Below are 24257 nucleotides of genomic sequence, written 5' to 3' on the forward strand. Positions count from 1 at the left end.
TCTCTTTTTATAAAACAGCATTCCTTTTTCATATCGAAAGAAACGTCCTTACCTTCAAGGTAAGGACCTCCCCAGGTTAGGTTATGCATAGTGGCAAGCGGCAAAGTGGTTCTCGCTTACCTCCCGGAATGCTGGCTCCTCTGCCCTGCATCGATCGGTAGCAAGCGGGCATCTTGTATGGAAACGGCAACCGCTTGGAACATTGATCGGGCTTGGCACATCTCCTTTTAAGATGATCCGTTCCCGAATCTTCTCTTCCTTAGTCGAAGGAATGGCAGAAAGCAATGCCTTTGTATAAGGATGCAATGGATTTTCGTAAAGGTCCTTTTTATCAGCGAGTTCGACCATTTTCCCTAAATACATGACGGCAACACGATCGCTTACATGCTTTACAACACTAAGATCATGGGAAATAAACAAATATGTCAGCTGGTGTTCCTTTTTCAATCGCTGCAACAGATTCAGGATTTGTGACTGGACTGATACGTCCAATGCCGAGACCGCTTCATCGCAAACAATCAGCTTAGGGTTCGTGCATAGTGCACGAGCGATGCTGACCCTCTGGCGCTGGCCTCCGGAAAACTCATGCGGGAAGCGGTGATAATGCTGTTCTGACAGTCCAACTTCTACTAGCAAATTACAAACATAGTCATATAACTCTTTTCTAGGAACGATTTTATGGGTTTCAACGATTTCAGACAGCATTGCTCCCACAGTTATCCTTGGATTTAGAGAACCATAAGGATCCTGGAAAATAATCTGCATATCCTTGCGGTTATCACGCATCTGCCTTCTAGATATCTTGGTGATATCCTTTCCGTCATAAAAAATCGTTCCAGAGCTTGGTTCATGAAGTCTGAGGATAGCACGACCCATGGTAGATTTTCCGCATCCAGATTCTCCTACGATTCCAAGCGTTTCCCCTTTTTTAAGAGTAAAGGTGATGCCATCCAATGCCTTAACCACTTGCTTTTCTCCAAAGAATCCTTGATCCCCGACAGGAAAGTATTTCTTCAAATCCTTTACATCAAGAAGATTTGCTGACGGCAACTTCGCTAATGGCTGGCTCATTTGTCTCACCATCCTTCCATAAATCTGTGTATTTCCAGCAGCTGACTGTGTGTTGTGAATCTACTTGTTCGAGATCTGGTGATTTCGTCCTACAAATTTCTTGTGCATACGGGCAGCGATCGGCAAATCTGCAGCCAACTGGCATTGCATCAGGAGATGGTACAGAGCCTTTTATAACAAAAAGTTCCTCCAGATCGTCTTCAGCATCTACATCGGGAATGCACTTCATCAACCCCTGTGTGTATGGATGCATTGGATGATTGAAAATGGATTTCCTGTCACCATATTCAACCGCTTTTCCTGCATACATGACAAGAACTTTATCAGCCATTTCAGACACCACCGCCAAGTCATGGGTAATCATGATAATTCCCATTTCCAGCTCTTTCTGCAAATTCTTCATTAGATCAAGGATTTGTGCCTGAATTGTTACATCCAGCGCGGTGGTCGGCTCGTCGGCAATCAGCAGTTCCGGGTTGCAGCTAAGGGCAATAGCAATCATGACCCGTTGTCTCATTCCGCCGCTCAACTCATGAGGATAGGCATCAATCCGTTTTTCTGGAGAAGGAATGCCGACCAATTGAAGCATCTCAATCGCTTTTTGGCGCGCTTCCTTTTTGGTTACATCCTGGTGGAGAATGATGGTCTCGGCAATCTGCTTTCCAACTGTCTGGACTGGGTTGAGCGAGGTCATAGGCTCCTGAAAAATCATTGAAATCTGATTGCCCCTGATCTTACTCATCTGCTTCATAGTTTTTCCCGTCAGATTTTCACCTTTTAATAAAATTTCGCCATCCACTTCCCCCGTTTTAGGAAGCAATCCCATGACCGAAAGGGAGGTTATACTTTTTCCGCAGCCTGATTCCCCAACAATACAAAGGGTTTTTCCTTTTTCTACATTGAAGGATAATCCGGCTACTATATTTGTGGTCTTTTTTTTACCTGCAAAGCTTACCTTCAGATTCTTCACTTCCAATAATGGCTGTGTCATTTGGTTGCCTCCTCCTTTCGTTTTACTAGTTTAGCAGTGTATGGAAATAGATCTTCCTGACACTTTTTATAGATTCTGATTAGCTCCTGGACAGGGTCATGATGTTCATCCGCACGAACATCAACAATGGGATACTCTTCTTGGTCTACAACATAAAGAGCGGCAGACTGCCTTCCCCGTTTGTCTCCTCCTGCTTCCTGTCCACTGATAAGTGCAGCTAAAAGTTTTTCTGGTAAACTTTCATTTTCCAATGCCTGATATGTTTCAAACATGGCATCAATCGTTTCCGGCCCTGTCAACATATTTCCAGCGGCTACGAACTGTGGCCCAATTTTATGTCCTTGCCATGGAACTGTATCTTTGCCTGTAAAACCCGCAGCATTCCCATTCTTGTCAACGATGGCGCATTGCCTTCTCTCCCGGTCCGGGTCTGAAGCCAGTAAATTCTCCAGTACTTCATCTGCTGATTTCCCTTCAGCTAAAAGCTTGATACCGTCTAAGCCAAAAAAAGGATTAACAGTTGCCTGGGTGGCGACCGCTCCTATCCCCGATTTCACATATGGAACAAGTGAACCAACTGCTGGTCTTGCAGTTGATACCGCTACGCCAAGCATTCCAGTTTTTTCACATCTAGCAGTAATCGAAAATGTCATTCTAATAACCTCACTTCATTTTGGGATCTAACGCATCACGAAGCCCATCACCAAATAGGTTGATTGATAGAACAGTCAAAAAGATAAACAGGCCGGGGAAGAGCGAAATCCAAGGCGCATCTCCAAGATAGCCCTGTCCCATCGATAACATTGCTCCCCAACTAGGCGTTGGAGGCTGAGTGCCCAATCCTAGGTAACTTAAGGAGGCTTCCGATATGATTGCTGCAGCAATAGAAAGTGTTGCTTGAACTAAAATTGGCGGCATACAGTTCGGTAGGATATGTCTGAATATGATTTTAAAGTCACTGATTCCTGAGGCCTTTGCAGCTGTAACATATTCCCGCTCTCTCTGACTCAATACTTCCCCCCTAACCAGACGAATAAAATTAGGTGTGAATATAATGCCTATTGCAATCATGGCATTCTGTAATCCAGCCCCAAGAACTGCAGCCAGTGAAAGTGCCAAAACTAACGGAGGGAATGATAGCAATGCATCCGTAAAACGCATAACCACATATTCATCAAGAACGCCACGGTAATATCCTGAAAATAGACCGATTGGAATTCCAATCAATAACGCAATCCCAACAGAAATTATCCCAGCCTCGATCGACACTCTAGCCCCATATATGATCCTAGTGAAAATATCGCGGCCAAGCTCATCCGTTCCTAGAAGATTTTCAGCATTCGGACTCTGAAGGAATTTAGCATAATCTTGTTCGCTAGGATTATAAGGAGCTACCACCGGCGCAAAAATAGCTATAATAATTAGTAGAAATGTAAATATACCTCCTGCTACAGCCATTTTATTTTGAAAAAAGCGCGATGCCATTTCTTTCATTCTACGTTTTTTAGGACTCTCTACGACTGCTATTTTCTGATTCAATTGTGCTTCCATGGTCACTGGCCCCCTGTTAGCTTAATTCTTGGATCAAGAATGGAATAAAGAATATCAATAAAGAAGTTCACCATTACAACCGCTATGGCCATGAACAGTACGGCACCCTGCACAACCGGGAAGTCCCTTGTCATGATGGCATCAATGACAAGTCTTCCGAGACCTGGAATTGCAAATATCGTTTCGGTGATCACTGCACCTCCAAGGAAAGTGGCTAATTGCAATCCACTCACGGTAACGACAGGAATAAGTGCGTTTTTTAAAGCATGTCCAATTACGACTCCTCGTTCTAAAACACCTTTTGCATAGGCAGTCCGGATATAATCGGCCTCAAGCACTTCAAGCATGCTTGACCGTAACATTCTGGTTATCTCTGCACTCAATCGGACTCCTACGGCAAGAGCAGGTAAAATCATTAAAAGCATGCTCTGTTTAAAATCTTTCCAGGGCTCCACATACCCTGATGGCGCTAACCATCCTAATGAAATGGAAAAGACGAAAATCAGCAATATCCCTAGGAAAAATGGGGGGACTGACACCCCTGACAACGCAAATGTTGTTCCAAAGTAATCCCAGAACGTCCCTTTTCTTGTTGCTGAAATGATACCCGCTGGAATGGCGATCAGCATCGCAATGATAAACGACATGATAGATAATTGAATCGTCACCGGCAGCTTCTGAAGGAGTACAGTAAGAACGGGGGTATTATCTTTCAATGAATTTCCAAGGTCTCCCTGAAGAACGTTTGTTACCCAGTTAAAATACTGAACATAAAGAGGATCATTCAGGCCCATCTGCTCCCTTAATGCCTGCAGCGATTCTTCAGTCGCCTCTTGTCCTAAGATCATCCTTGCAGGGTCGCCTGGCGTGAGATGAACGAGTGAAAAAACAATGATACTTACTAAGAATAAGATAACGATCATAAGTCCTAATCGACGAAGCAAAAACTTTACCACGGTGCACCCTCCCTTTTTTAAAGTTTAAAAATAGTTCGGCCTGGAAACTGGTCTCCAAGCCGAGTCATGTAAATGGGGCTATTTAAATGAAACGTCATGAAAGCGCATCATTTGGTCCGCGATGTGATTATACCCTTGCAGGTTATTCTTGTATGCTTTGTAATCCTTCTCATGATAAAGAAAGATGTATGGAACTTCTTCTTGACCTAGCTTTGTAGCTTCGGAATAAATTTTCTTTCGTTCTTTCTGATCTGTCTCAATGCGAGCTTTTTCTAGAAGCTCGTCCATTTTAGGATTGGAATACCCATAGTTGATAGAACCATCTGTATGGAACAAGGCGTAGATATTACCGTCTGGATCGGTTCTTCCGCTCCATCCCAAACGAACTGCATCAAATTTGAAGTTATCCATGTTATCAAGCATTGTTCCAAACTCAACCATTTCAAGATTCACCTTGATACCCGCTTCTTTAGCCATGGATTGGATCATTTGTGAAATTTGTTCCTCTACTGGCTTTGGAGATAGCTGTAGCGTGAATTCGAATCCATCCGGATAACCGGCGTCAGCCATGATTTTCTTCGCTTTTTCAATATCCTTCTTCTTCGGTTTAATACTTTCGTCATATGCCCATGTTCCAGGAGGGATCGCACCTGCTGAATCTACTGCTGTATCGCGAAGGGCTACTTTAATAATTGCGTCATGATCGATGACCAAATCCAACGCCTGGCGAAGTGCTTTATTGTTGAATGGTTCGCTCTTATGGTTCAAATACAGCCCCTGGAATCCAAGCGCTCCTGCTTCAGATAAGGTAAGGTTTGAATCATTTTTAAGCTTTTCGACATCTTTTGGCGGAACCTTGCTAATGATATCAACATCACCAGATGTCAGGTTTGTCAGTCTGACGTTCTCATCGGCATATGGACGATAAACGATTTTCTCAAACTTTGGCGCACCGTTCCAATAGTCTGCATTCTTTTCTACTTCAATTTTGTCTTGCTTAACACGGGATACAAATTTGAACGGACCAGTACCTACAGGAGAATTAGCAAAGTCTTTGCCCTTTTCTTTTACCGCTGTAGGGGAAACCATCATGCCAGCCCGGTCAGATAGTGCTGCAAGGAATGGACTGTACGGTTCTGACAGCACAACCTTCAATGTTGTTTCGTCGACCACTTCTAACTTTTCAATGGTAGATAGTTCAGATGCACGCGGTGAACCTGCATTAGGATCCATCATGCGTTCAAAGTTGAATTTAACCGCTTCAGCATTGAACGGGGTTCCATCATGGAACTTAACATTCTTTTGCAGTGTGAAGGTGTAAGTTTTGCCATCCTCTGAAATATCCCACTTTTCTGCAAGCATTGGAACAAAGTTAAGCTCTTTATCCACGTCAACCAGCTTATCATAGATACTGTGGAAGATTTGGCGATCAACCGCAGCTGTAGAGAAATGTGGATCCAACTGCGGCGGATCATCGTCCAGACCAACTACCAGTTCTGTTTTGTCCGTTTTTTCCGGAGTGTTAGTAGTTGCTGATTTTTCTGTTTTTGAACTAGAAGAATTACTATTGTTGCATCCAGTTAGAAGCAATAATAAACTCATCAATACTGCTGCAAATACTTTTACTTTCTTTCTCACTTTTTCTTTTCCCCCTCTTTGCGAAACATTTTCTTAACAAAAGTAGGCATATAGTTCCAAAATTCTACTTTACGAAAGCGTTTCACTAATTTAAATATCATTTTGAATTTCGTATTATTATAATACAGGGAATTAAAAAAATCTATATAATATTCAGAAAAAATTAAAGATTTTTCCTGGTATTTTTTATTATTTTTCCAGTTCATATTGATATTCCAATCAATTGTAAGATAATATAAATCTACTAATGTTAATGGAAAAGTGGTGTTTGAATGAAAATTGATGACACGGACCGCATGATTTTGCAACTTTTAGCTGAAAATGGACGAATGTCCTATGTCGACATCGGAAAAGAATTAAATCTATCTAGGGTAGCAATCCGGGAAAGAGTCAATCAATTAATAAAGGAAGGTATCATAGAAAAATTTTCTGCCGTAATCAATTCGGAGAAAGTAGGAAAGGCTGTATCTGCCTTTTTTGAAGTTGATTGTGAGCCTTCCTCTCTCGTAAACGTTGCAGAAGCCCTCGCGAACAATCCCAGTGTTGCAAGCTGTTATCAGATGACAGGGCCGAGTACCCTACATATGCATGTTTTAGTAGAGGATTTTATTAGGTTGGAGAATTTCATTAACGAAGAATTATACAGCCTAGAAGGAATTACAAGAGTGGAAAGCCATATTTTACTTCGGAGATTCAAAAGCCGTACAGGTCTGAAATTGTAGATTGAGCCAAAAAATAACGCCAAAATTGCAAAAGGACAAAAACATAATTGCATCTAAGTCCTTTTGCCACTATTATAAAAAGAAAATCAATACTTGAGATGCAACTGCGACTGAAATTAGTGCGAATGGGTAGGCGGCAGCATAGGCGATGGATGCGTCTTCTGAGTCCAATAGCTGGTTGGCTGCGCCAAGTCCGGGAGTGCTTGTCATTCCGCCGCATAGTGCTCCTAATGAGTGAATGATGCTGAGCTTGAAAAGCTTTCTAGCGATAAAAAATCCGGCAATTATTGGCAGGACTGTGATAATCGCACCGCCAATGACAAGATTGAAGCCTTCCTGCTGAATGACTTCGACGATACCTTTTCCGGCGGTCGTACCGGCACCTGCAAGGAACAAGACTAATCCGATATCACGGATGACCTGGTTTGACGGCTGATAATATCTGGCATGAATAGGGCCGAGTCTTCCAAAATGGCCAATGATTAAAGCAATGAATAACGGCCCGCCAGCGACACCGAATGAAATGGTGCCGAGATTCGGGAAGTGAATTGGTATCATCCCGGCAAAAACACCAAGCAGCAAAACTAGACTGAGCGATAAGATGTGGATATTGGTCACGGTCCATTTTTTTCTGCTGAATAGTTTTTCGACATCATCCAACCTGCCCTTGCTGCTGACTAGTGTCAGAATATCTCCGCGTTCAAGCCGCCACTTTGAATTTTGATTGAATTCAAAACCGCCTCGTTCTATTCTTGTAACTGTTACACCATAAGTGCGTCTCAATTCAAGATCCTTGATTGTCTTCCCAATTAATTCGAGTGCGTCCACCGTGACTTTACGGAGTTCTACATTGTCATGGTTGGCGGTGTTCGTCTCCACTTCACGGCCGATCCCCTTGGAAAGTTTTTTCAAATCGTTAGGCAATCCGACAGCGACTAATCTGTCTCCTACCAGAATAACGGTATCATTAAGTGCGATGATATTCCGATCTCCACGGATGACCCGGCTGATCACGACGGAATTATTTCGGTTGATTTTTAGCTCTTTTAGCGTTCGCTTATTAATAGCAGGAGTCATCACCTCTATCGTTATGACTTCAGGGGACTCATCATTGCGGATAGGGCCTGATTTCTTTTTCAGATCCTCCGAGAGATCGACCTTCAGCATTCGTGGCAACAGCTGTACGAACAGTACCACTGCGAGGACGCCGAATGGGTAAGCAATCCCGTAGCCGACAGAGGCAAGCGGATCGCCAGTGGCTTGAAGTGCAGCAGCTAAACCCGGGGTACTCGTAAGCGCACCCGTCATGATTCCAATGCTCAATGCTGGGGAAAGATGGAATAGTTTGGACACGATGATCGTCGTAATCGAAGCGATCAGAACGATCAGCAAGCTAATGATGCCGAACACAATACCGCTCGTTTTCATCATTCGGAAAAAGCGCGGTCCTGCTGACAAGCCAACGGCAACGATAAATAAGCCAAGTCCCAGCTGCTGGATGACTGGTGACACTTGGTAGCCGAAATGTCCAAACACCATGGCGGCCAGCAAAACCCCAGACGTTCCAAGACTAAGTCCGCGTATTTTGATTTCCCCAAGTGCAGAGCCAAGAAATAAAATCACGAATAATAAAATTAATGGTTCCGCAAGCAAACCTTTTATGAAGTCCATAGATGATTCCTCCAATAGTACGTTTGTGAAATTCTACACAACATAGAATATCACGACAAAGGACCATTTCCTAATCAAGAATTGACGAATTTATTACAAAAACAACATCCCTCTGATGAAAACGTTTTTCTATGCGTTTTCCACTTCACTTTTACAACCATTTTCGTAAAATCAGTACTAACCTTTCTTTTTATAGCGAGTTTTTCCAATTGAAAAAGAGACTCGAAGCTGAGTCTCTTAAATCGGTTGATAAATATCCTCGGCTTACTCGTTGACCACATAACCTTCACCAGACACTTCCATCTTCCCAGGAACCTTGATATAGATGAAGTCTAGTCCCTGCATCATCCCATTTCTGCGGTTGAACTGCTCGCCATCTTCAGCAAATTGGGTAAACGGAAAGGCCTTCGTGTACTTTACAAGTTGAATGTTCACATGATCCTGAGGCAAGATTTTCAAAGTTGTCTCGATCAGCTCTACCTCCGGGGAAGTGAAACGATCAGTGATATCAATATTATCTACATACGAAAAGGTAGAGTAATGGGTAACTTCGATCTTGTCCTCGATGGATTTAACTTTTTCGATAAAAACCATGGCATTCGAACTCTTTGACTCGATGTTCAATTCTTCCCCTTCAATAGGAAATTCCCATGATTTCTTCTTCGACAGTCCGTTGGCTTCCTCGATTTTTCCTGATTCGACAATCGAATAAATATCGCTGTTCAAACGTTCATTTTGCAGCATTTCCTGTTCTGTCAAATAATCTCCCTGATAGGATTCTCCCTTCGGAACAACAAAAGAAAGGGATGCTGTGCAAAGTAAGACAATGATATACACAGTGAACATTTTTGTTGTGCTGCTCCCACTCAAGAATCTGGGGCTTGTAAATCTACCTGAAAAATTTGCCAAACCAATAAAGGCCAATAGGAGAATAAAGAGCAAAATAATCAGACTCATTTTCTCACCTCCAGGTTGTCTGAGAGAAATATTGCCGATCCGAAGGCAACAGTTGATGCAAACAGAACCTTTAAAAGGAACAACAGGAAGGAGGTTTCCTTCACAAAAATTCGTCCAACATCAATCAATAGAGTAGATTCATTTGCAAAGAACACACTAATAAACAAACTACCGAAAAGCAAGGCTGGAAGGAGGATGATGAAAATTTTATTTCTTTGGACTAGCATCCCGACCAGATAGCCCAGCGCCGTGAAAAGAAACAGATATAGGATGATTCCAACAAGGCCCTCTGCCATCTGTAACATTGATAATCGTTGGCTTACGATGTAATCTTGCTCCTGGAGGATCAAGACTGACAGCTTCAAAGACTGGCTCGCCAGCAGGAAAGTAACTCCTCCAATAATACTTGCCCAGCCAAGGAACAGGATATTTGCTAAGTTGCTGCTCATTCTGTTGGCGACAAATGCATAATCATCAAATCGATACGCTTGGGTTGTTACAATAATTGCCGAAAGGAACGCCCAGATCATCAAAAAAGCAAGGATAAAAGACCCTGAATAATATTTCATTTCATAACTAAAAGAGTCTGAGCCGCCTCCCCCACCTCCTTCTCCTCCTAACGAAAACAGAATTCCAATGATTTGCAGCATCATCAGAGAAGTGAACATTCCCCGATAGGATTTCAATTTGAATCGGAATTGCTTTTTTACAATATCCCAGAGACTAGTTTTTGGTAAAGACATCATCAATCCCGCCTTTCTCCTGGCTCGTCAAGTACAGACAAAGATCTTCATTGGAAATCGTCGAGAACTTTAAGCCCTTGTTCATAGCTGAAGTTATCTGACCTTCTGACAAATTATTGCGAATCAACGCATAGCTTTTGCCAAAGTCAGTACTATTGCGATGGAATAGTTCATGTCCAGAAAGCCAGTCGTTCAGCATATCATCTCTTCCGCTGACTATGACTGCATACTCTCGCATGTCTTCAACCGTCATATGCAACAATTGCCTTCCATCCTTTAAGACCAAGATGTCTTCCAAGAGGTCCTCAACTTCGTTCAGATGATGGCTTGAAATGATGATTGTCCTTGGGTTGGCAAGATAGTCTTTTAGCAACGCCCGGTAAAAATCCTTCCTAACGCCAGCATCCATCCCGTTTGTCGGCTCATCAAAGATCGTCAACGGACAGCGGGAGGCCAGCCCCAAAATCGCATGAAAAGTATTCTTCATCCCTTTCGACAATCCTGTATGGTGCTGCTTCAGATCAAGACGGAAATAGCTCATTAGATTCCTGGCCAATTTCATGTCCCAGTTTGGGTAAAAACTTGCTGCCGAGTCCAATAGTTCATCCAGACTCAGCGATGCTGGCAGATTCATATCATTATCCACCATGACCATATTCGCTGACACCGACAGATTATTGAATGGACTTTCGCCAAATACCCTTACCTCACCTGAACTCTCCCGTATGAAACCAGCGGCGATTTGCAGCATTGTCGTCTTGCCGGCTCCATTCCTGCCAATCAGCCCTGTGATCTTATTCTCCCCGATGGAAAACGTCAACTCATCCAGTACTTTTTTCTTTCCATATATTTTCGTTACTTTATTGAATTTAAGCACACTCATCAATCCCCCTTCACTTCCCGTTTGGCTGCCTGGATCATCTCACTCAACTCCTCCTCCGTCACCTGAAGAAGATCTGCCTCTTGCACCAACTCTCGTACCATTGACTTCAATGTCTGGTTTCTCCGTTTCGCCGAGATAATCATTTTTGCATCCTCCGTTACAAACATACCAAGACCGCGCTTTTTATAAAGAACGCTTTCATCCGCTAACAGATTCAATCCTTTTGCCGCTGTCGCCGGATTGATATTCAGCATTTCCGCTAGCTGATATTGTGAATGAACCTTCTCATCCTTCTTGATGCTTTCGCTTAGAATCTCCGTTTCCAGCCACTCAGCAATCTGAACGTAAATTGGCTTCATGCTATCTGAATTAAGAATCAACCCCGCACCTCCTTCAACAAGTAACATAGTACATTACTGTTATAATGTACTATACACTATACTATATAGCCATTCAAGGGAAATTTAACCATTCCACCGATTGAAAAATAAAAACCCCCATCGTAGTACACGAGGGGGGGGTTATAATGCATTCGTCCGATCGAGTGGGCTTTCTAGCTTCGAAAGCTCCAGCTTCATCTTTTCTGTTTCAAGCAGGTAGTTTTCATGCTTGAGCCGTTCAAGCTCGATTTCATCCTTCAACATAGTATGTTTGATTTTTGCCACTTTTTGATAATGACTTGAGATGATGGCAACGAGCGGGATTGAAAACACCATGATGATCGTTATGGTTCCGATCATGGAACTTCACTCCAAACTTTCCTGGTTTTATTTCCATCATAGCAAAACAGGAAAAATAAACCAACCTTTTTTCAAAAAAATAGATCAGCTTAGCTGACCCACACAAGGGAAAATGTCGTTCCCCGACGATTGCTCTCTTTTAAAAGTAGATCGGCCCCCATCGACCTGGCCAGCATCTTGCTGAAAGGCAGGCCGAGGCCAAGACCCCTGACTTTGAGTTTCTTTTTCTCTCCGCGAAAAAAACGTTCAAATACGAGTGCCTGTTCTTCCTCCGGAATTCCTTTTCCTGTATCTTTTACATCAATTCCTTCTTCAGAAAGTATGATGGAGATGGAACCCGAATCATCGATTGCCTGATGAGAGTTATTCAATAGATTGATCAGGATTTGCTGCAGACGGAGCGGATCGATTATTTTGTAGACGGTCTTTTCCGGGGTAATCACCTTGAGATTCACAGGTTCAGTTTGTGTTACCCTCCATTGCCGGCCAATGTCCTCAACAAGCTTGTTCAAATCGCAATTTTCCGGCCGGATAGTGAAGGCACCCGCAGCCAGGGAGTTAAACTCAAGCAAATCGGAAATCATACTTTGTAGTCTTTGGATTTCTTTTAGCGTGATATCGAGGAATTCTTGACGCTCCTCCCCAGTCACGATTCCATCCCGCACTGCTTGGACAAGGCCACTGATGGAGGTAACAGGCGTTTTCAAATCATGCGTTACCCCAGCGAGCAGTTCGGCCCGCATTTGCTCTAACTGTGTCAGGCGATTAGTCATTTCTTTAAAGGAAGTGACAAGTTGGTGTATTTCAAGTTCTTTTGGATTCGAATCCAATTTGATCGCATAATTCCCTTCCCGAACTTGTGCTGCTGCTCTTGCGACATCCTGAATCGGTTTGAGAATTTTTTTGGTGAGCAGATAAATGACGATCCAACCAAGCAAACCAAGTCCCAGCAATAAAACAATCAACAGCCGGTATTCCTGATTGAAATCAGCTAATTTGTCGGCATTTTGCATCACTACTACCCATCCGGTTTGATGGTCATTCATTAAGATAGGGGATTTTACAATGTAGACTTGCTGGCCATTTTGATTTACCTGAACAATCGAATCTTCATTTTTAAATACAGAAGCAGGTATTTCTCCTTCGGCGTGGTGTGGAGCCCCTCCCCCCATCATCGGCCAGGAATTCAGAATCATCCCTTCCAAATCGGTAATGAATAGCTGAGGCTGATTTTCCATTTGAAGAATCCTGGCTCTTTCCTGCATTCTAAGGTCTAGACCGCCATAATCATTCTTCTCGGTGAATTGTCCTAGTCGATCCGCTGTTTCAACCGCCAGGTACTCCATTAAATTTAACCGGTTATCCAACGTGGTTTGCCTGATCCACCACATTGACCCGGCCCCTAGCAATAAGAGCCCGGCAACCAGTGTAAGGAGATACCTTGTCGTCCAGTATCTCAGTAGGGTTGTTGGTTTATTATTTATCGTAAACACTAAATTGATACCCCAATCCTCTTAATGTCCTAATTTCTCCCTGTTCAGCTGGCCAATCTGCAAGCGATTGGCGAATGCGTTTGATGGATAGATCCACAGCTCGGTCACTTCCGTCATAATCCATTCCCCAAACATTTTCGATCAAATCTTCTCTCGTAAAGGTCCGGTTTGGCCTTGCAACCAAGAAGATAAGTAGATTGAGATCCTTTGGCGTCAGCACCACTTTTTCCCCATTTACCGTGACGACATGTGAGTCCATATTAATTTTTAAGCTGCCAAATTGTTTCTCATTTTCTGTTTCAAGGACATTCGAGGAGCGGCGCAGCACGGCATTGACCCGGGCTACCACTTCTTCTCCTACGAACGGCTTGGAGATATAGTCGTCCGCGCCATGATTCAAGCCCTTCAAACGATAATCAATCTCTCCCAATGCTGTCAGCATAATAACAGGACAGGCGCTGATTTTGCGAATTTCTTTTAAAATTTCCCAACCGTCCATTCCAGGGAGCATGACATCCAGCAGCACAAGATCCGGCTTACTCTGCGTAAATATTGACAGTCCCTCTCCGCCATCATACGCCTGCACTACCTCATAGCCTTCATGCTTCATATATACCGCTAGTACTCTTGAAATCGTTTGCTCGTCTTCCACTATTAAAATTGTTTTCATTGCCGCCCTCCCGTTTAACCTGCCTGTCCCTTTAGGCTGACACTTCTTGATGAAATGATCTATATTGTTATTTTACAAGAAAAATCCCCCGTTTTGTACCGGGGGACATAGATAAATAATATTGTTTAGATTGTTTCCATTATCTTAAGAAAAACCCTTTGTTATAAACCTTGGCCGCCATTATTGTAGCCCATGCCGCCGCCACGGCCTCCTTTTCCACCGAAACCGTCATTTTGACCCATTCCACTGAAACCACCTTGTTGACCCATTTGACCTTGGCTATCAAATCCGCCTTTTTGTCCCATTCCACCATGACCGCCGCCAAATCCGCTACCTTGTGCCATGCCGCCGAAACCTGTCATTCCAAAATGGCCCATTCCATCTTCAAACAGCGTGTCAAGCTTGTCTGCATCTTTATCCCTAATCTCCTGGATCAGTTGCTGAGTATCCTTATCTGCTGTAGAAATTCCCATTTCGTTTGCAAGGTTTACGACCTTTTTATCCATAACTTCTCGGGCGATTTCCCGAATGTCTTTGCCGTCTACTGTAATTCCAAGTTCTTTAGCCTGTTGATTGACATAGGCAGTATGGACTTCCAGCTGAAGCGTAGCCAAGTCCTTGCCTTCTGTAGAGACCCCTAGCTCTTTGGCTTTTTCATTCAAGTTTGCTGTGCGGATTTCTTCCATTAGAGCCTGAGCATCCTTGTTGTCGGTAGATACTCCGAGTTCCTTCGCTTTTTCCTTCAGGTTTGCTAACTGAATTTCATTTCGAAGTGCGTCTGCATCCTTCCCATCGGCAGAAACGCCAAGATCCTTCGCTCTTTCCTTAAGGTTGGCCAGCTGAACTTCCTCGGCAAGCGCTGTAAGATCTTTGCCGTCCGTAGTGATTCCAAGTTCTTTCGCTTTGCTAGTGAGGGTTGCCTCACGAATTTCACCCATTAAGGTTCTAGGGTCTTTACCGGAAGTGCTGATGCCAAGATCCTTAGCCCTTTGGTTCAAGACTTCTGAATTGCCTCCCATATTTCCCGTATTCCCCATATGCCCTGACCCGTTTCCGAAGAAACTTTTAACAGCGGTTGCTGCTGTAGTGGCAGAGCTTTCAACAGTACCTGTAGTACTATCAGCATTCGCGATGGAAGTAGTAGCATAGCCTCCCAGCAATAATGCACCTGCAACGGTAAATCCAATAACTGATTGCTTTTTCATTTTAATATCCTCCTATAAATTTCATTTTTAGGTTCAGGTTGTGCATGAACCTTATACTTATAATTTACAGGTTGATTATGTCAGCAAAATGTCAGACTGAAAAAAATTGAAAAAACATTTGGCAATTGAAAACCGGGTACTGCTTGGACATTTCATTTTTGGGGGATTTTTTCATGTCCGGTAGATGTCAGCAACAAAATTTGGCTCCTAGTTTATGTCCCTACTGAATTATTTCATCCTTTTTTCTGTGATTGACTCGGACAGCCTCTCATACATTTTTTCGATTCCTTTTTCAGTGGCTTCATAGGAAAAAGAGTTGCCAAGAGTAATTCCGAGATTTTCAGCTTCATTGGCAACGTCAATATTAGCCCCCAAAAAGAGAAACTCCCAGCTGTATTTTTCCTGCTGATGCTGGATCAGTTCTTTCACTTTTTCATATGTGAACTCCTGGCTTGCGTTTTCCATTCCGTCAGTGGTGATGACGAAAAGGACTTTACCTGGCCTCCGGTTTTCCGATGATTTTGCCAGCCGGTATCCGACGTCCAGGATCGTTTTCCCTACCGCATCCAGCAGCGCAGTGGTACCGCGGACAAAATACTCATCCGCTGTAAGCTTTGCATTCCTGGTGTCTATTCCACTCCAAAGGACCTCGTATTCATCATCAAAAAGCACAGTTGTCACGATTGTTTCACCTGCAAGCTCTGATTGTTTTTTCACGAATGCATTGAAGCCGCCGATCGTATCGCTTTCCAGCCCGGCCATTGAACCGCTGCGGTCGAGCAAAAAAATGATTTCTGTTAAATTCTTATTCATGTCCGTCTTCCTCCTAAGCTGATTCTGTTATAATCATAGCTAGATTCATCCATATATTGGTCGCCTGATAAGCGACATTTTTTTAGGGAGGCTGGCCACATGCTTGATCACCACGTTTTAGAAGAACTGCAAGAATATATTGAAGAGAAATTGATAGTTGTTGTTTATCATCACTCAATATCCCACAAGGAGGATTATGTGCTCGAAAGCATTTCCCCGCTAGAAATGGAAGATTTTATCGAAAAAAAACGAAAGCCAACCTTGCAAAAAGTACTGTTTGGCTACATTGATAACAAAAACGCAACCGACGCTGCGATTTATAAAAAGGCGGGAATGGATCGGAGGCATTTTTCAAAAATCCGCTCGAACCCTGACTACCGGCCGAGCAAGAGTACCGTGATTGCCCTCGCACTTGCTCTGGAATTGAGCAAAAAGGAAGCCGACAAGCTATTAAGCGCTGCCGGCTATTCTTTATCGGACAGTGAGACATCCGACCTTGTCATTCAGTTTTGCCTTGAAAAAAATATTTATGACATCCACCAGGTTAACTACGCTCTTGATTATTTCAGTCAAAAGCCGTTAGGGAATGGCTTTTAGGCGCTGGTCATCTATGGCAAGCCCTTTCAATATTTAATGAATGGCTGATCCTCGCTCAAAATGATTCATGCATGTCAATTCAATAATATAATCATAATTAGCGATTGTTCTTTGTAGTTCGTTTTTTTCATCAATAGATAGGTCTGGATGCTGCATTTTATTCGCCAGCTGCATCTGCCATTTTTCTAAATGAGATTTTACTTCAAGATAGTCCATATCCAACACCCTTCCTTATAATGAAATCGCTTTCTTTATATGTTTATTATACTCCGCACACCCTTTAGGGTATCAGTGAAATTATTGTGATTTTGTGAAATCTTCTAGAGAATGCTCGCACGATGCGGAAAAGCGCTAAACTATTTATGGCGCCTTCCTGCATACGATGACTTCTCTAGTGAAGTTGCCTTTTTTTACAATGCCGCGGTCGATAATTTCAAAACCAGCTGACCGAATGATGGGATCAATTGGCTCTTTCGTGACGATGACTGCTTTATCGGCAAAAGTTCTTGTGCTCTGGAGCATATCCAGCTGCTCTTGTGCAGTAATTACCGAACACAGATTATAAGGCATATCGATTATAGCTACATCATAATGCCCTGTAACTTCCATCAGGTCGAGAAGTTTTATTTCTGTTGAGTAGCCGAAGTGTGCGATGTTTTCACGGGTACCTTCGAGGATCAGCGGATTGTGATCACTGCCAACGATATCGATCCCCATTGACAGTGCCTCCACCACGACGGTACCTATGCCGCAGCAGGGATCGATTGCTTTTGCCTTTGCTGGATCGGGAACGGCAATATTGGCTACCGCTCTGGCGACTCGTGTGCTCAACGCCGTTGAATAGCTGTGGGGTTTGTGCTGATGATGCAGCCAAAGCTGTTCACTGCTATGGAGCTGGCCAAAATACCACCAGCCATTGACCTCGAGAATGCCAAGAATAAGATCCGGTTTTTTCAGCTCAGGAATTCCTTTCATAGCCAGGCCAACTTCACGTTCAATCCTCCGTCTCGCTTCAAAAGTAAGTTTTTTGAGACCAGCCGCTTTTACATACTTCACTTTAAAAGTTGATTCACCAAGTTTCCATTCTTTTACCATAGCAATCAATTGTTGAAAATCCTTCGCCTTGAAAAATAGATCCATTCGTTCCCTTATAAATGGGCTTCTGCTTGGATCGATTTCGAAACTGCTTTCCAATATGCCTGCTTCCTCGTCCTTTCCGAAAAAGGATCTCATTTCCAGCATGCATAATGATTTTTCTTCTTCCGGAAATGCGTAATTGTATAAATAAGAGCCATGGGAGATCACGTACCATCATATCCTTTCAAATCAATCTGGCTCCACATGGACATGGACGTCATAGATGTCGAACTCCTCCATCAGCTTCTGTTCGACCATCGTGGAAATATCATGTGCTGTGCTGATATCAAGTGATGGGTTCACAGTGATAACACAATCAACGACGATATTATTGCCGTAGTTCCTTGCCTTTAGATCATTAATTCCCTTTACACCAGAAATAGTAAAGATGGTTTGTTTATATTTTTTAATTAGGTCCACATCAAAACCATCTGTAAGCTGGTGGGATGCATCACGGAAAATATCCCAGCCTGTTTTTAAGATCAGCAAGCCTACGATCACGGCGGTAACTGGGTCAAGCCAAGGCAAACCAAATTGGGATCCAAGGATGCCGACTGCAGCACCGATACTTACCCATGAATCCGATAGATTATCTTTTGCCGCGGCCATGACCGAATGGCTATTTATTTTGCGTGCAAGGTTTCGATTATAACGATAAACGGCATACATTACGAATGCCGAAAACAAGCCTGTCCAGGCGGCAATCATATCAGGCGCTTCCTTGGTGCCTTCAGAAATCATCCTTATAGTACTGTATAAAACCTCGATACCAACAATGACCATAATGAAGGACGCGACCATAGACGCAACCATCTCAGACTTCCAATGCCCATATAAATGGTCCTCATCTGCCGGTTTTTGCGACAGCCTTAGCCCAATTAGAACCGAAATCGACGCTAATATATCCGTCGTATTATTTAATCCATCCGCCTTCAATGCCTCTGAACCGCTGATGTAGCCAACAAATAATTTTAAAGTGGACAGCAATATGTATGCAGCGATACTGATCATAGCACCGCGTTCACCTTGTTTTAAATTTGAATACCGTTGTTCATTCAATGGAACAGCCTCCAATCACCTGCTAAAACATTTTAACAATGAAAAAGCGAATAAGTCTATAGAAACCTCTTTTTTCCCTTTTTGGCTAAAAAATTTCCTTCATGCAAACGAATTCTGTTTCCAAACCGACACGTGTCCGCTGTTTCGGGAGGCGATTCACTCAACTTTCTCGAAAACACAAAAAGGAAGAACATTGTCTTATTATGGCATAAAACCTACGTTGATTATAAATGTTTCTTCCGTTGAACAAAAAACGATCCAATTAAGGATCGCTTTTCTAATTATACTTCCATGATAATTGGCAAGATCATTGGTCTTCTGCCTGTTTTGCTGTACAGGAAGGGATGGACGACATCAATGACCGCCTTTTTGATACTCGACCAGTCTCTTGTGCCGCCTGCCAATTCCGTTACCATTTTATCGGTAATCAGTTCTTCGACATTTTTCATAAGATCGCCTGATTCTCTGACGTAGACGAACCCTCTTGTAACAACGGATGGTTTGTTGATAAGCTGCTTTTTCTCACGGTCGATCGTCATCGTGACAATAACAAGCCCATCCTGTGACAGCACCCTTCTGTCTTTGAGCACGATCTGTCCGATGTCGCCAATCCCGTTTCCATCAACATAAACAGGCTGTGCTGGCACTTTTCCTGTAACCTCGCCGCCTTCGCTAGACAACTCAAGAACATCGCCATTATCTAAAATAAAGCTATTCTCCCGCGGAATTCCGCACTGCATTGCCAGCCTCACGTGCTGATCAAGCATGCGATATTCCCCGTGAATTGGAATGAAAAATTTTGGATTCAGCAGCTTAATCATAAGCTTCTGTTCTTCTTGCTTGCCATGTCCAGAAGTATGGACTTCGCTGATTTTATGATGAATGACATCTGCGCCGATTCGGTGCAGTTTATCAATCACTCGGTTAACGCTAACCGTATTTCCAGGAATTGGAGATGAAGAAAAGACAATCGTGTCCCCAGGAATGACGGCAATTTGTCTGTGTGTGCCGTTTGCAATTCTCGCAAGCGCAGCCATCGGTTCACCCTGGCTTCCCGTACAGATAATCGTCAGCTGGCTGCTCGGAATATGATTGATTTCATTGACACTGACGAACGCTTCGTCCGGAGCAGTAATATAGCCTAATCTGCGGCCAATCTCGAAGGTTTTTTCCATGCTGCGGCCAACAATCGCAATTTTGCGCTTGTATCTTAGCGAAGATTGTACCACTTGCTGAACCCTGTCAATATTCGAGGCAAACGTTGCAAAGATCACGCGGCCGTCCACTGTTTGGAAAATATCCTCGATTGCTTCCCCGACACGTTGCTCAGAAACAGAAAAGCCCGGCTTCTCACTGTTCGTACTGTCAGATAACAGGCATAGCACTCCTTCACCGCTGATTTCAGCAATCTTCTGGAAATCAGTACCTTTGCCAACCGGAGTTAAATCAAATTTGAAATCACCTGTGTGGACGATATTTCCTTCCGGAGTCGTCACCGCAACCCCAAAAGAATCGGCGATACTGTGCGTTGTCCGGAAAAAGCGAACCTTGATATTCTGAAATTCGACAACCGTATCATTGTTAATTTGATGGAACTGGACACCCTTAATTTTGTGTTCCAAAAGTTTGGACTTGATTAACTCGATTGCAAAATCACCGCCATAAATCGGTGCTTTCACATCCTGGAGCAAAAACGGCAGTCCGCCAATATGGTCTTCATGGCCATGGGTGACAAAAATCCCGACTAGCTTGTCCTGGTTTTGTTTCAAATAAGTATAATCCGCGAGCACATAATCAATTCCAAACAATTCATTATCCGGAAACTTGATACCGCAATCCACAAGGACCATTTCATTTTTGTATTCGATTACATACGTATTTTTTCCGATCTCACCAAGACCGCCTAAAGCGAAAATTTTGAGATCTTTTTTTACTTTCTTTTCCATAGTTCAGCTCCTGTTTCTTTGTGCAAATGTATTTATCAAAGATGATAAAAAAGAATAGTGAAGAAATTGGCTGGAGAAAATAGGGGATTGAATGATTAAAATATATCACAATTTATTCTTTTTAACAAATAGGGTATTTTTGTATAACCCAACCTCCAGAAAATTTAATATAGAAAAGGGTGGCTATCATTTAGGTCTAGCCACCCTCAGATACATCCTTAAACTATCTTCTACATTATCTACAACAAATTGAACAAAATCTTCAATATTATTATCTACACTAGCTTTTTCTAAAGCTTTATAATATTTTACCCGTTGTTCTGAATCGGATTTTAAAATTGCTGGAGGATAGCCGCCTTTCATTAATATTAAATTCATTAACAGTCTAGCTGTCCGACCATTTCCATCGATAAAAGGATGGATATATACAAATTTAAAATGAAATTTTGCTGCTAATTCAACTGGATGGATTGAACCCTTGTTTTGTGAATACCACAGAAATAAATCTTGCATTTGAGGCTCAACTAAAAAAGGTTGCGGCGGGATATGTTGACTTCCTTGAATATAAACATCAATGTTACGATATTTCCCTGCATTTGATACGTCAATGTTTCTTAGAATCAATCTATGAATATCCTTGAGTACACTTTCAGATAGTTCGATATCTCTATTTACAATATCCTCTATGTAGTCTATGGCCTCAGCATGATTTATAATTTCAAAATGTTCTCGAAGGGTAGTTCCTCCTATAGTAATCCCTTCTTCAAGAACAATTTTTGTCTCTACTAAGGAAAGAGTATTTCCCTCAATGGCATTTGAATGGTAAGTCCATAGTACTCGGATGGTTTCCCTTAAATTCTTTACTACATTTTGATTTAATGGTCTACGGTCGTCTAGTTCTTTTTTTAATTTGGTTATAACTTCATACATATGAACACCATCCTTTAATTAAAGTGTTACATCATTTTTCCTTTTCTATATTATACCAAATATTCACTAAACGAGTCATTACTAATAAAGTGAATATCGTACGAAATCGCTGTTCCATCTAAATAAACAAGGCAAATGGCACCGCAGCATGTGTTTACACATATGACGTCAACGGTAACATTACCGGTGTCCAGGTGCCTGAAAACCTATACAACCTCATCAGGATAATAAAGTGATTTACGTAATGTTACATCCCTATGCTTTAATGTTTCACCTTTAAAACGCAACCATATCTCATCATCAGCCATGACACCATGTGTTTTACGAACTATCGCCCAGCGATTGTAGCTTTTTAAACCGAGTGCAGCAAGTAATTCATCAGCATTAACTCTTGTTTCGGGAAACACACGCCATTTTAGCCATTTTTCCAATTCATCTTTTGTAATGTAACCCTCTGGATTAGGTGAGAATTGTTTATTAAAACCTTTTATATAATTGATGACGTAGGGCTTATCGCTCCCACTTGGTTTTAATTTTACGGTTGCTATGACATCATCAAAAAGCATTACATCAAATTCCATATAGTCAATCATTTTGACACATTCCTAATCAATGATTAGTCTTTGTAGTTGTGAATCGTCTAATTGTGAGAGTACAACGTCTTTTGCCCTTCCTAAATCGTATGGGGCTTCATCTAATTTTGCAAGTAGTAACTCACGGATAATGAAGGGCTCTCCTTTATATAAGGTCAACTGTTTCGCAAATGAAGAACTGAAAGGTTTGGCTTTTACTTTTCTTTTTAAAATATTGATTGGTATTCCACTAGGATAATCCGATAACAAGCTTAAACCGTGGTCAAAAATTGGAGCGAGCTGCCAGGCTTCCATTTTAGGATCAAAAAGTAAAAAAATGTTATTTGTATGACGATCTTCATTCAGAATGAACGTATCGAATGCTAGCATTTGCGCAATTTGATGAGAAACATCTAACCCTGTGAACTGGTGTACCTTATCCGTTATCAAGTGAAATCTATCTTCTACGGAGTAGCGTGTATTATTTAAAATGTCATCAGTAGTCTCGAAGTTTGCTTCAAATAACCGTTCAAGTGTTACTTCTTGCAGATGGCCACGAAAATCTACAGAATAACAGCCTTCTTTAACCGTACCATCCTGCTTCTCAATTAAACAGGGTATATAAGGAATGAAGGAATTTTTCGGTAAGGTTGAGCTATCCAAAACAAGAGAATCAACATATTCCGCCATGTTTTCGTAGCCAAGGGTATTCTCCTTAATCCACTTATTTTCTACTAACCATTTCGATTGATCACCCTTGCTTGATGTACTGACAATCGTTTCAACGTCTTGTGGGATTTGAACTCTTTCCATTCATGCACCTCTGTTCAAAAGATTATAAATATTGTTTATAACGATCGTTAGTTTAATAATTAATTCCTGATAATAATGAAAGTAGAATAAATTGGCTCTTCGCTATTTAATGTTGAAAAAACAATTTAATAGGCCAGTAGTATCTGCCATTCCTGCTCGCCGTCGGTATTGGACACCTAACTAAAAACAAAAGAAAAATTCAAAACCGGACAAGGAATGTGTTCAGTTGCGAGCGATACATGGCTCCATACTGTAACGCGTTCTTTTTTGTTTATCGAGACAAACCAATGCTAGTTACGATTCCATTATCAAGTCCATCTTATTAACCGTTGCGTATATCATTGCTATAAAATTTTCAGGGGAGCGATATCCACGTGCTTTTCTTTTGGCAGCTTGAACCAGACTATTTATTCCTTCAAGCAGACCATTTGTTAATTTGGTTTTAAACCATCGCAAAATCCCGACTTTATGCTTTTTGAGCGATTGTGCTAATTTAATCATTGGCTCCAGTTGAGATCGAATTGCCCAATTACACCACTCATCAAAGTAGAATTCAGAGAAGCCCACTGATTTAGTAAACATATTCTGCAGGGACAATTTCATTCGGTATGCTCGGCCTGTCGCTAAATCCATATCCTTTCATTTAGCGTATTGAACTTTTTGTTTTTCGGTCAGATTTTCTTGGTTCTTAAGCCATACAAAGCGTGAATGTTTTAGTTCGGGTTGAGTAGCCTGTTCTTGTCTTCGCACCTTGTCTAGTGCTTCATTAACCATTTTCATCACATGAAACTTATCGAATGTAATCGATGCTTCTGGGAAATTTTCTTCTATTCCTGAAATAAAGGAAGGAGACATATCGGAACAGAATTCTTTTATTTGGGAACATTCCACTCCTTTCTTATCAAGGAATTGGCAGAATTTCTTCCATACCTCTGCCCCTTTCCCTGTTGTGACAAAAATGACTCGTTTGGTGTCCATATCAACAAATAACGTCACGTACTTATGACCTCTTGTACGGGAGGTTTCATCCATAGCTATACTTTTCACATTCGATACATCGATGTTTTCAATTGCTTTATCAACGTAGTATTTAAAGACT

25 protein-coding genes and 1 pseudogene are annotated in these 24257 nt (G+C 42.1%); 2 read left to right on the forward strand and 24 right to left on the reverse strand.

Features of this window, described 5'->3' with window-relative positions; translation table 11 throughout:
* Positions 1–81 precede the first annotated feature (81 nt).
* From UB32_RS08505 to UB32_RS08530, 6 genes are all read right to left on the reverse strand, one after another.
* On the reverse strand, positions 82–1071 hold the full coding sequence (locus tag UB32_RS08505; RefSeq protein WP_044392876.1) for an ABC transporter ATP-binding protein: 990 nt from the start codon (positions 1069–1071) through the stop codon (positions 82–84).
* On the reverse strand, positions 1028–2062 hold the full coding sequence (locus UB32_RS08510; protein ID WP_044392877.1) for an ABC transporter ATP-binding protein: 1035 nt from the start codon (positions 2060–2062) through the stop codon (positions 1028–1030). Before UB32_RS08510 ends, UB32_RS08505 begins: the two co-directional genes overlap by 44 nt.
* Entirely contained in the window at positions 2059–2715 is a 657-nt protein-coding gene (locus UB32_RS08515; RefSeq protein ID WP_044392879.1) for a DUF1028 domain-containing protein, read from the reverse strand. The genes UB32_RS08510 and UB32_RS08515 overlap by 4 nt, the downstream gene beginning before the upstream one ends.
* A gap of 10 nt (positions 2716–2725) precedes the next feature.
* Positions 2726–3613: an ABC transporter permease gene (locus UB32_RS08520; protein ID WP_084221772.1), complete on the reverse strand. Its 888-nt coding sequence runs from the start codon at positions 3611–3613 to the stop codon at positions 2726–2728.
* Positions 3614–3615: 2 nt separating this feature from the next.
* Positions 3616–4569: a nickel ABC transporter permease gene (gene nikB, locus UB32_RS08525; protein ID WP_198528180.1), complete on the reverse strand. Its 954-nt coding sequence runs from the start codon at positions 4567–4569 to the stop codon at positions 3616–3618.
* Positions 4570–4647: 78 nt separating this feature from the next.
* Positions 4648–6207, reverse strand: coding sequence for an ABC transporter substrate-binding protein (locus tag UB32_RS08530; RefSeq protein WP_052806993.1), 1560 nt, complete (start codon positions 6205–6207; stop codon positions 4648–4650).
* Between the two features lie 272 nt (positions 6208–6479).
* Between UB32_RS08530 and UB32_RS08540 the strand changes: the two genes are divergently transcribed.
* Positions 6480–6929: an Lrp/AsnC family transcriptional regulator gene (locus UB32_RS08540; protein WP_044392883.1), complete on the forward strand. Its 450-nt coding sequence runs from the start codon at positions 6480–6482 to the stop codon at positions 6927–6929.
* Positions 6930–7001: 72 nt separating this feature from the next.
* Here the strand turns inward: UB32_RS08540 and UB32_RS08545 are convergent, their stop codons facing one another.
* The 10 genes from UB32_RS08545 to UB32_RS08590 form a co-directional block, all read right to left on the reverse strand.
* Positions 7002–8600: an aspartate:alanine exchanger family transporter gene (locus UB32_RS08545; protein WP_044392885.1), complete on the reverse strand. Its 1599-nt coding sequence runs from the start codon at positions 8598–8600 to the stop codon at positions 7002–7004.
* A 264-nt stretch (positions 8601–8864) separates the two neighbouring features.
* Positions 8865–9557 carry a hypothetical protein gene (locus UB32_RS08550; protein ID WP_044392887.1) on the reverse strand — a complete coding sequence of 231 codons (693 nt, stop codon included), beginning with the start codon at positions 9555–9557 and terminating at the stop codon, positions 8865–8867.
* Positions 9554–10303, reverse strand: coding sequence for a hypothetical protein (locus UB32_RS08555; RefSeq protein WP_206742573.1), 750 nt, complete (start codon positions 10301–10303; stop codon positions 9554–9556). The genes UB32_RS08550 and UB32_RS08555 overlap by 4 nt, the downstream gene beginning before the upstream one ends.
* A complete protein-coding gene (locus UB32_RS08560; protein ID WP_044392891.1) occupies positions 10281–11183 on the reverse strand; it encodes an ABC transporter ATP-binding protein in 903 nt (300 codons plus the stop codon). Before UB32_RS08560 ends, UB32_RS08555 begins: the two co-directional genes overlap by 23 nt.
* Positions 11183–11563, reverse strand: a complete 381-nt coding sequence (locus UB32_RS08565) for a GntR family transcriptional regulator (protein WP_044392893.1) — start codon at positions 11561–11563, stop codon at positions 11183–11185. Before UB32_RS08565 ends, UB32_RS08560 begins: the two co-directional genes overlap by 1 nt.
* Positions 11564–11704: 141 nt before the next feature.
* On the reverse strand, positions 11705–11923 hold the full coding sequence (locus UB32_RS08570; protein WP_044392894.1) for a hypothetical protein: 219 nt from the start codon (positions 11921–11923) through the stop codon (positions 11705–11707).
* An 89-nt stretch (positions 11924–12012) separates the two neighbouring features.
* Complete coding sequence (locus UB32_RS08575) at positions 12013–13314, reverse strand: HAMP domain-containing sensor histidine kinase (protein ID WP_241768457.1); 1302 nt, start codon at positions 13312–13314, stop codon at positions 12013–12015.
* An 85-nt stretch (positions 13315–13399) separates the two neighbouring features.
* Positions 13400–14086, reverse strand: a complete 687-nt coding sequence (locus UB32_RS08580) for a response regulator transcription factor (protein ID WP_044392896.1) — start codon at positions 14084–14086, stop codon at positions 13400–13402.
* A gap of 161 nt (positions 14087–14247) precedes the next feature.
* Entirely contained in the window at positions 14248–15291 is a 1044-nt protein-coding gene (locus UB32_RS20470; protein WP_044392897.1) for a hypothetical protein, read from the reverse strand.
* Positions 15292–15519: 228 nt separating this feature from the next.
* On the reverse strand, positions 15520–16104 hold the full coding sequence (locus UB32_RS08590) for a vWA domain-containing protein (RefSeq protein ID WP_044392898.1): 585 nt from the start codon (positions 16102–16104) through the stop codon (positions 15520–15522).
* A gap of 99 nt (positions 16105–16203) precedes the next feature.
* On the opposite strand from UB32_RS08590, the gene UB32_RS08595 reads away from it, so the two are divergent.
* Complete coding sequence (locus UB32_RS08595) at positions 16204–16701, forward strand: hypothetical protein (protein ID WP_044392899.1); 498 nt, start codon at positions 16204–16206, stop codon at positions 16699–16701.
* A gap of 33 nt (positions 16702–16734) precedes the next feature.
* Here the strand turns inward: UB32_RS08595 and UB32_RS08600 are convergent, their stop codons facing one another.
* From UB32_RS08600 to UB32_RS20475, 8 genes and pseudogenes are all read right to left on the reverse strand, one after another.
* Complete coding sequence (locus tag UB32_RS08600) at positions 16735–16917, reverse strand: DUF3896 family protein (RefSeq protein ID WP_044392901.1); 183 nt, start codon at positions 16915–16917, stop codon at positions 16735–16737.
* Between the two features lie 144 nt (positions 16918–17061).
* The gene (locus UB32_RS08605) at positions 17062–18006 is read right to left on the reverse strand and encodes a TRM11 family SAM-dependent methyltransferase (protein ID WP_044392904.1); all 945 of its coding nucleotides are present in this window, start codon (positions 18004–18006) and stop codon (positions 17062–17064) included.
* Between the two features lie 21 nt (positions 18007–18027).
* Positions 18028–18897, reverse strand: coding sequence for a cation diffusion facilitator family transporter (locus UB32_RS08610; RefSeq protein WP_044392906.1), 870 nt, complete (start codon positions 18895–18897; stop codon positions 18028–18030).
* 281 nt (positions 18898–19178) lie between these two features.
* On the reverse strand, positions 19179–20843 hold the full coding sequence (rnjA, locus tag UB32_RS08615) for a ribonuclease J1 (protein WP_044392908.1): 1665 nt from the start codon (positions 20841–20843) through the stop codon (positions 19179–19181).
* A gap of 186 nt (positions 20844–21029) precedes the next feature.
* Positions 21030–21773: a Fic family protein gene (locus tag UB32_RS08620; RefSeq protein ID WP_044392909.1), complete on the reverse strand. Its 744-nt coding sequence runs from the start codon at positions 21771–21773 to the stop codon at positions 21030–21032.
* A gap of 206 nt (positions 21774–21979) precedes the next feature.
* Positions 21980–22366 carry a hypothetical protein gene (locus UB32_RS08625; RefSeq protein ID WP_044392911.1) on the reverse strand — a complete coding sequence of 129 codons (387 nt, stop codon included), beginning with the start codon at positions 22364–22366 and terminating at the stop codon, positions 21980–21982.
* Positions 22367–22378: 12 nt separating this feature from the next.
* Positions 22379–23158, reverse strand: a complete 780-nt coding sequence (locus UB32_RS08630; RefSeq protein ID WP_044392913.1) for a hypothetical protein — start codon at positions 23156–23158, stop codon at positions 22379–22381.
* A 294-nt stretch (positions 23159–23452) separates the two neighbouring features.
* Positions 23453–24190: pseudogene (locus UB32_RS20475) on the reverse strand (ISL3 family transposase).
* Positions 24191–24257 lie beyond the last annotated feature (67 nt).

This window comes from Mesobacillus subterraneus (assembly GCF_000934845.1).
GTDB lineage: Bacteria > Bacillota > Bacilli > Bacillales > Cytobacillaceae > Mesobacillus > Mesobacillus stamsii.

Bases quoted from the DNA above. Each gene is read 5' to 3' on its own strand.
- UB32_RS08505 (WP_044392876.1), bottom strand. From the start codon at position 1,071: ATGAGCCAGCCATTAGCGAAGTTGCCGTCAGCAAATCTTCTTGATGTA.
- UB32_RS08510 (WP_044392877.1), bottom strand. From the start codon at position 2,062: ATGACACAGCCATTATTGGAAGTGAAGAATCTGAAGGTAAGCTTTGCA.
- UB32_RS08515 (WP_044392879.1), bottom strand. From the start codon at position 2,715: ATGACATTTTCGATTACTGCTAGATGTGAAAAAACTGGAATGCTTGGC.
- UB32_RS08520 (WP_084221772.1), bottom strand. From the start codon at position 3,613: ATGGAAGCACAATTGAATCAGAAAATAGCAGTCGTAGAGAGTCCTAAA.
- UB32_RS08540 (WP_044392883.1), top strand. From the start codon at position 6,480: ATGAAAATTGATGACACGGACCGCATGATTTTGCAACTTTTAGCTGAA.
- UB32_RS08545 (WP_044392885.1), bottom strand. From the start codon at position 8,600: ATGGACTTCATAAAAGGTTTGCTTGCGGAACCATTAATTTTATTATTC.
- UB32_RS08550 (WP_044392887.1), bottom strand. From the start codon at position 9,557: ATGAGTCTGATTATTTTGCTCTTTATTCTCCTATTGGCCTTTATTGGT.
- UB32_RS08555 (WP_206742573.1), bottom strand. From the start codon at position 10,303: ATGATGTCTTTACCAAAAACTAGTCTCTGGGATATTGTAAAAAAGCAA.
- UB32_RS08560 (WP_044392891.1), bottom strand. From the start codon at position 11,183: ATGAGTGTGCTTAAATTCAATAAAGTAACGAAAATATATGGAAAGAAA.
- UB32_RS08570 (WP_044392894.1), bottom strand. From the start codon at position 11,923: ATGATCGGAACCATAACGATCATCATGGTGTTTTCAATCCCGCTCGTT.
- UB32_RS08575 (WP_241768457.1), bottom strand. From the start codon at position 13,314: ATGTGGTGGATCAGGCAAACCACGTTGGATAACCGGTTAAATTTAATG.
- UB32_RS08580 (WP_044392896.1), bottom strand. From the start codon at position 14,086: ATGAAAACAATTTTAATAGTGGAAGACGAGCAAACGATTTCAAGAGTA.
- UB32_RS20470 (WP_044392897.1), bottom strand. From the start codon at position 15,291: ATGAAAAAGCAATCAGTTATTGGATTTACCGTTGCAGGTGCATTATTG.
- UB32_RS08590 (WP_044392898.1), bottom strand. From the start codon at position 16,104: ATGAATAAGAATTTAACAGAAATCATTTTTTTGCTCGACCGCAGCGGT.
- UB32_RS08595 (WP_044392899.1), top strand. From the start codon at position 16,204: ATGCTTGATCACCACGTTTTAGAAGAACTGCAAGAATATATTGAAGAG.
- UB32_RS08600 (WP_044392901.1), bottom strand. From the start codon at position 16,917: ATGGACTATCTTGAAGTAAAATCTCATTTAGAAAAATGGCAGATGCAG.
- rnjA (WP_044392908.1), bottom strand. From the start codon at position 20,843: ATGGAAAAGAAAGTAAAAAAAGATCTCAAAATTTTCGCTTTAGGCGGT.
- UB32_RS08620 (WP_044392909.1), bottom strand. From the start codon at position 21,773: ATGTATGAAGTTATAACCAAATTAAAAAAAGAACTAGACGACCGTAGA.
- UB32_RS08625 (WP_044392911.1), bottom strand. From the start codon at position 22,366: ATGATTGACTATATGGAATTTGATGTAATGCTTTTTGATGATGTCATA.
- UB32_RS08630 (WP_044392913.1), bottom strand. From the start codon at position 23,158: ATGGAAAGAGTTCAAATCCCACAAGACGTTGAAACGATTGTCAGTACA.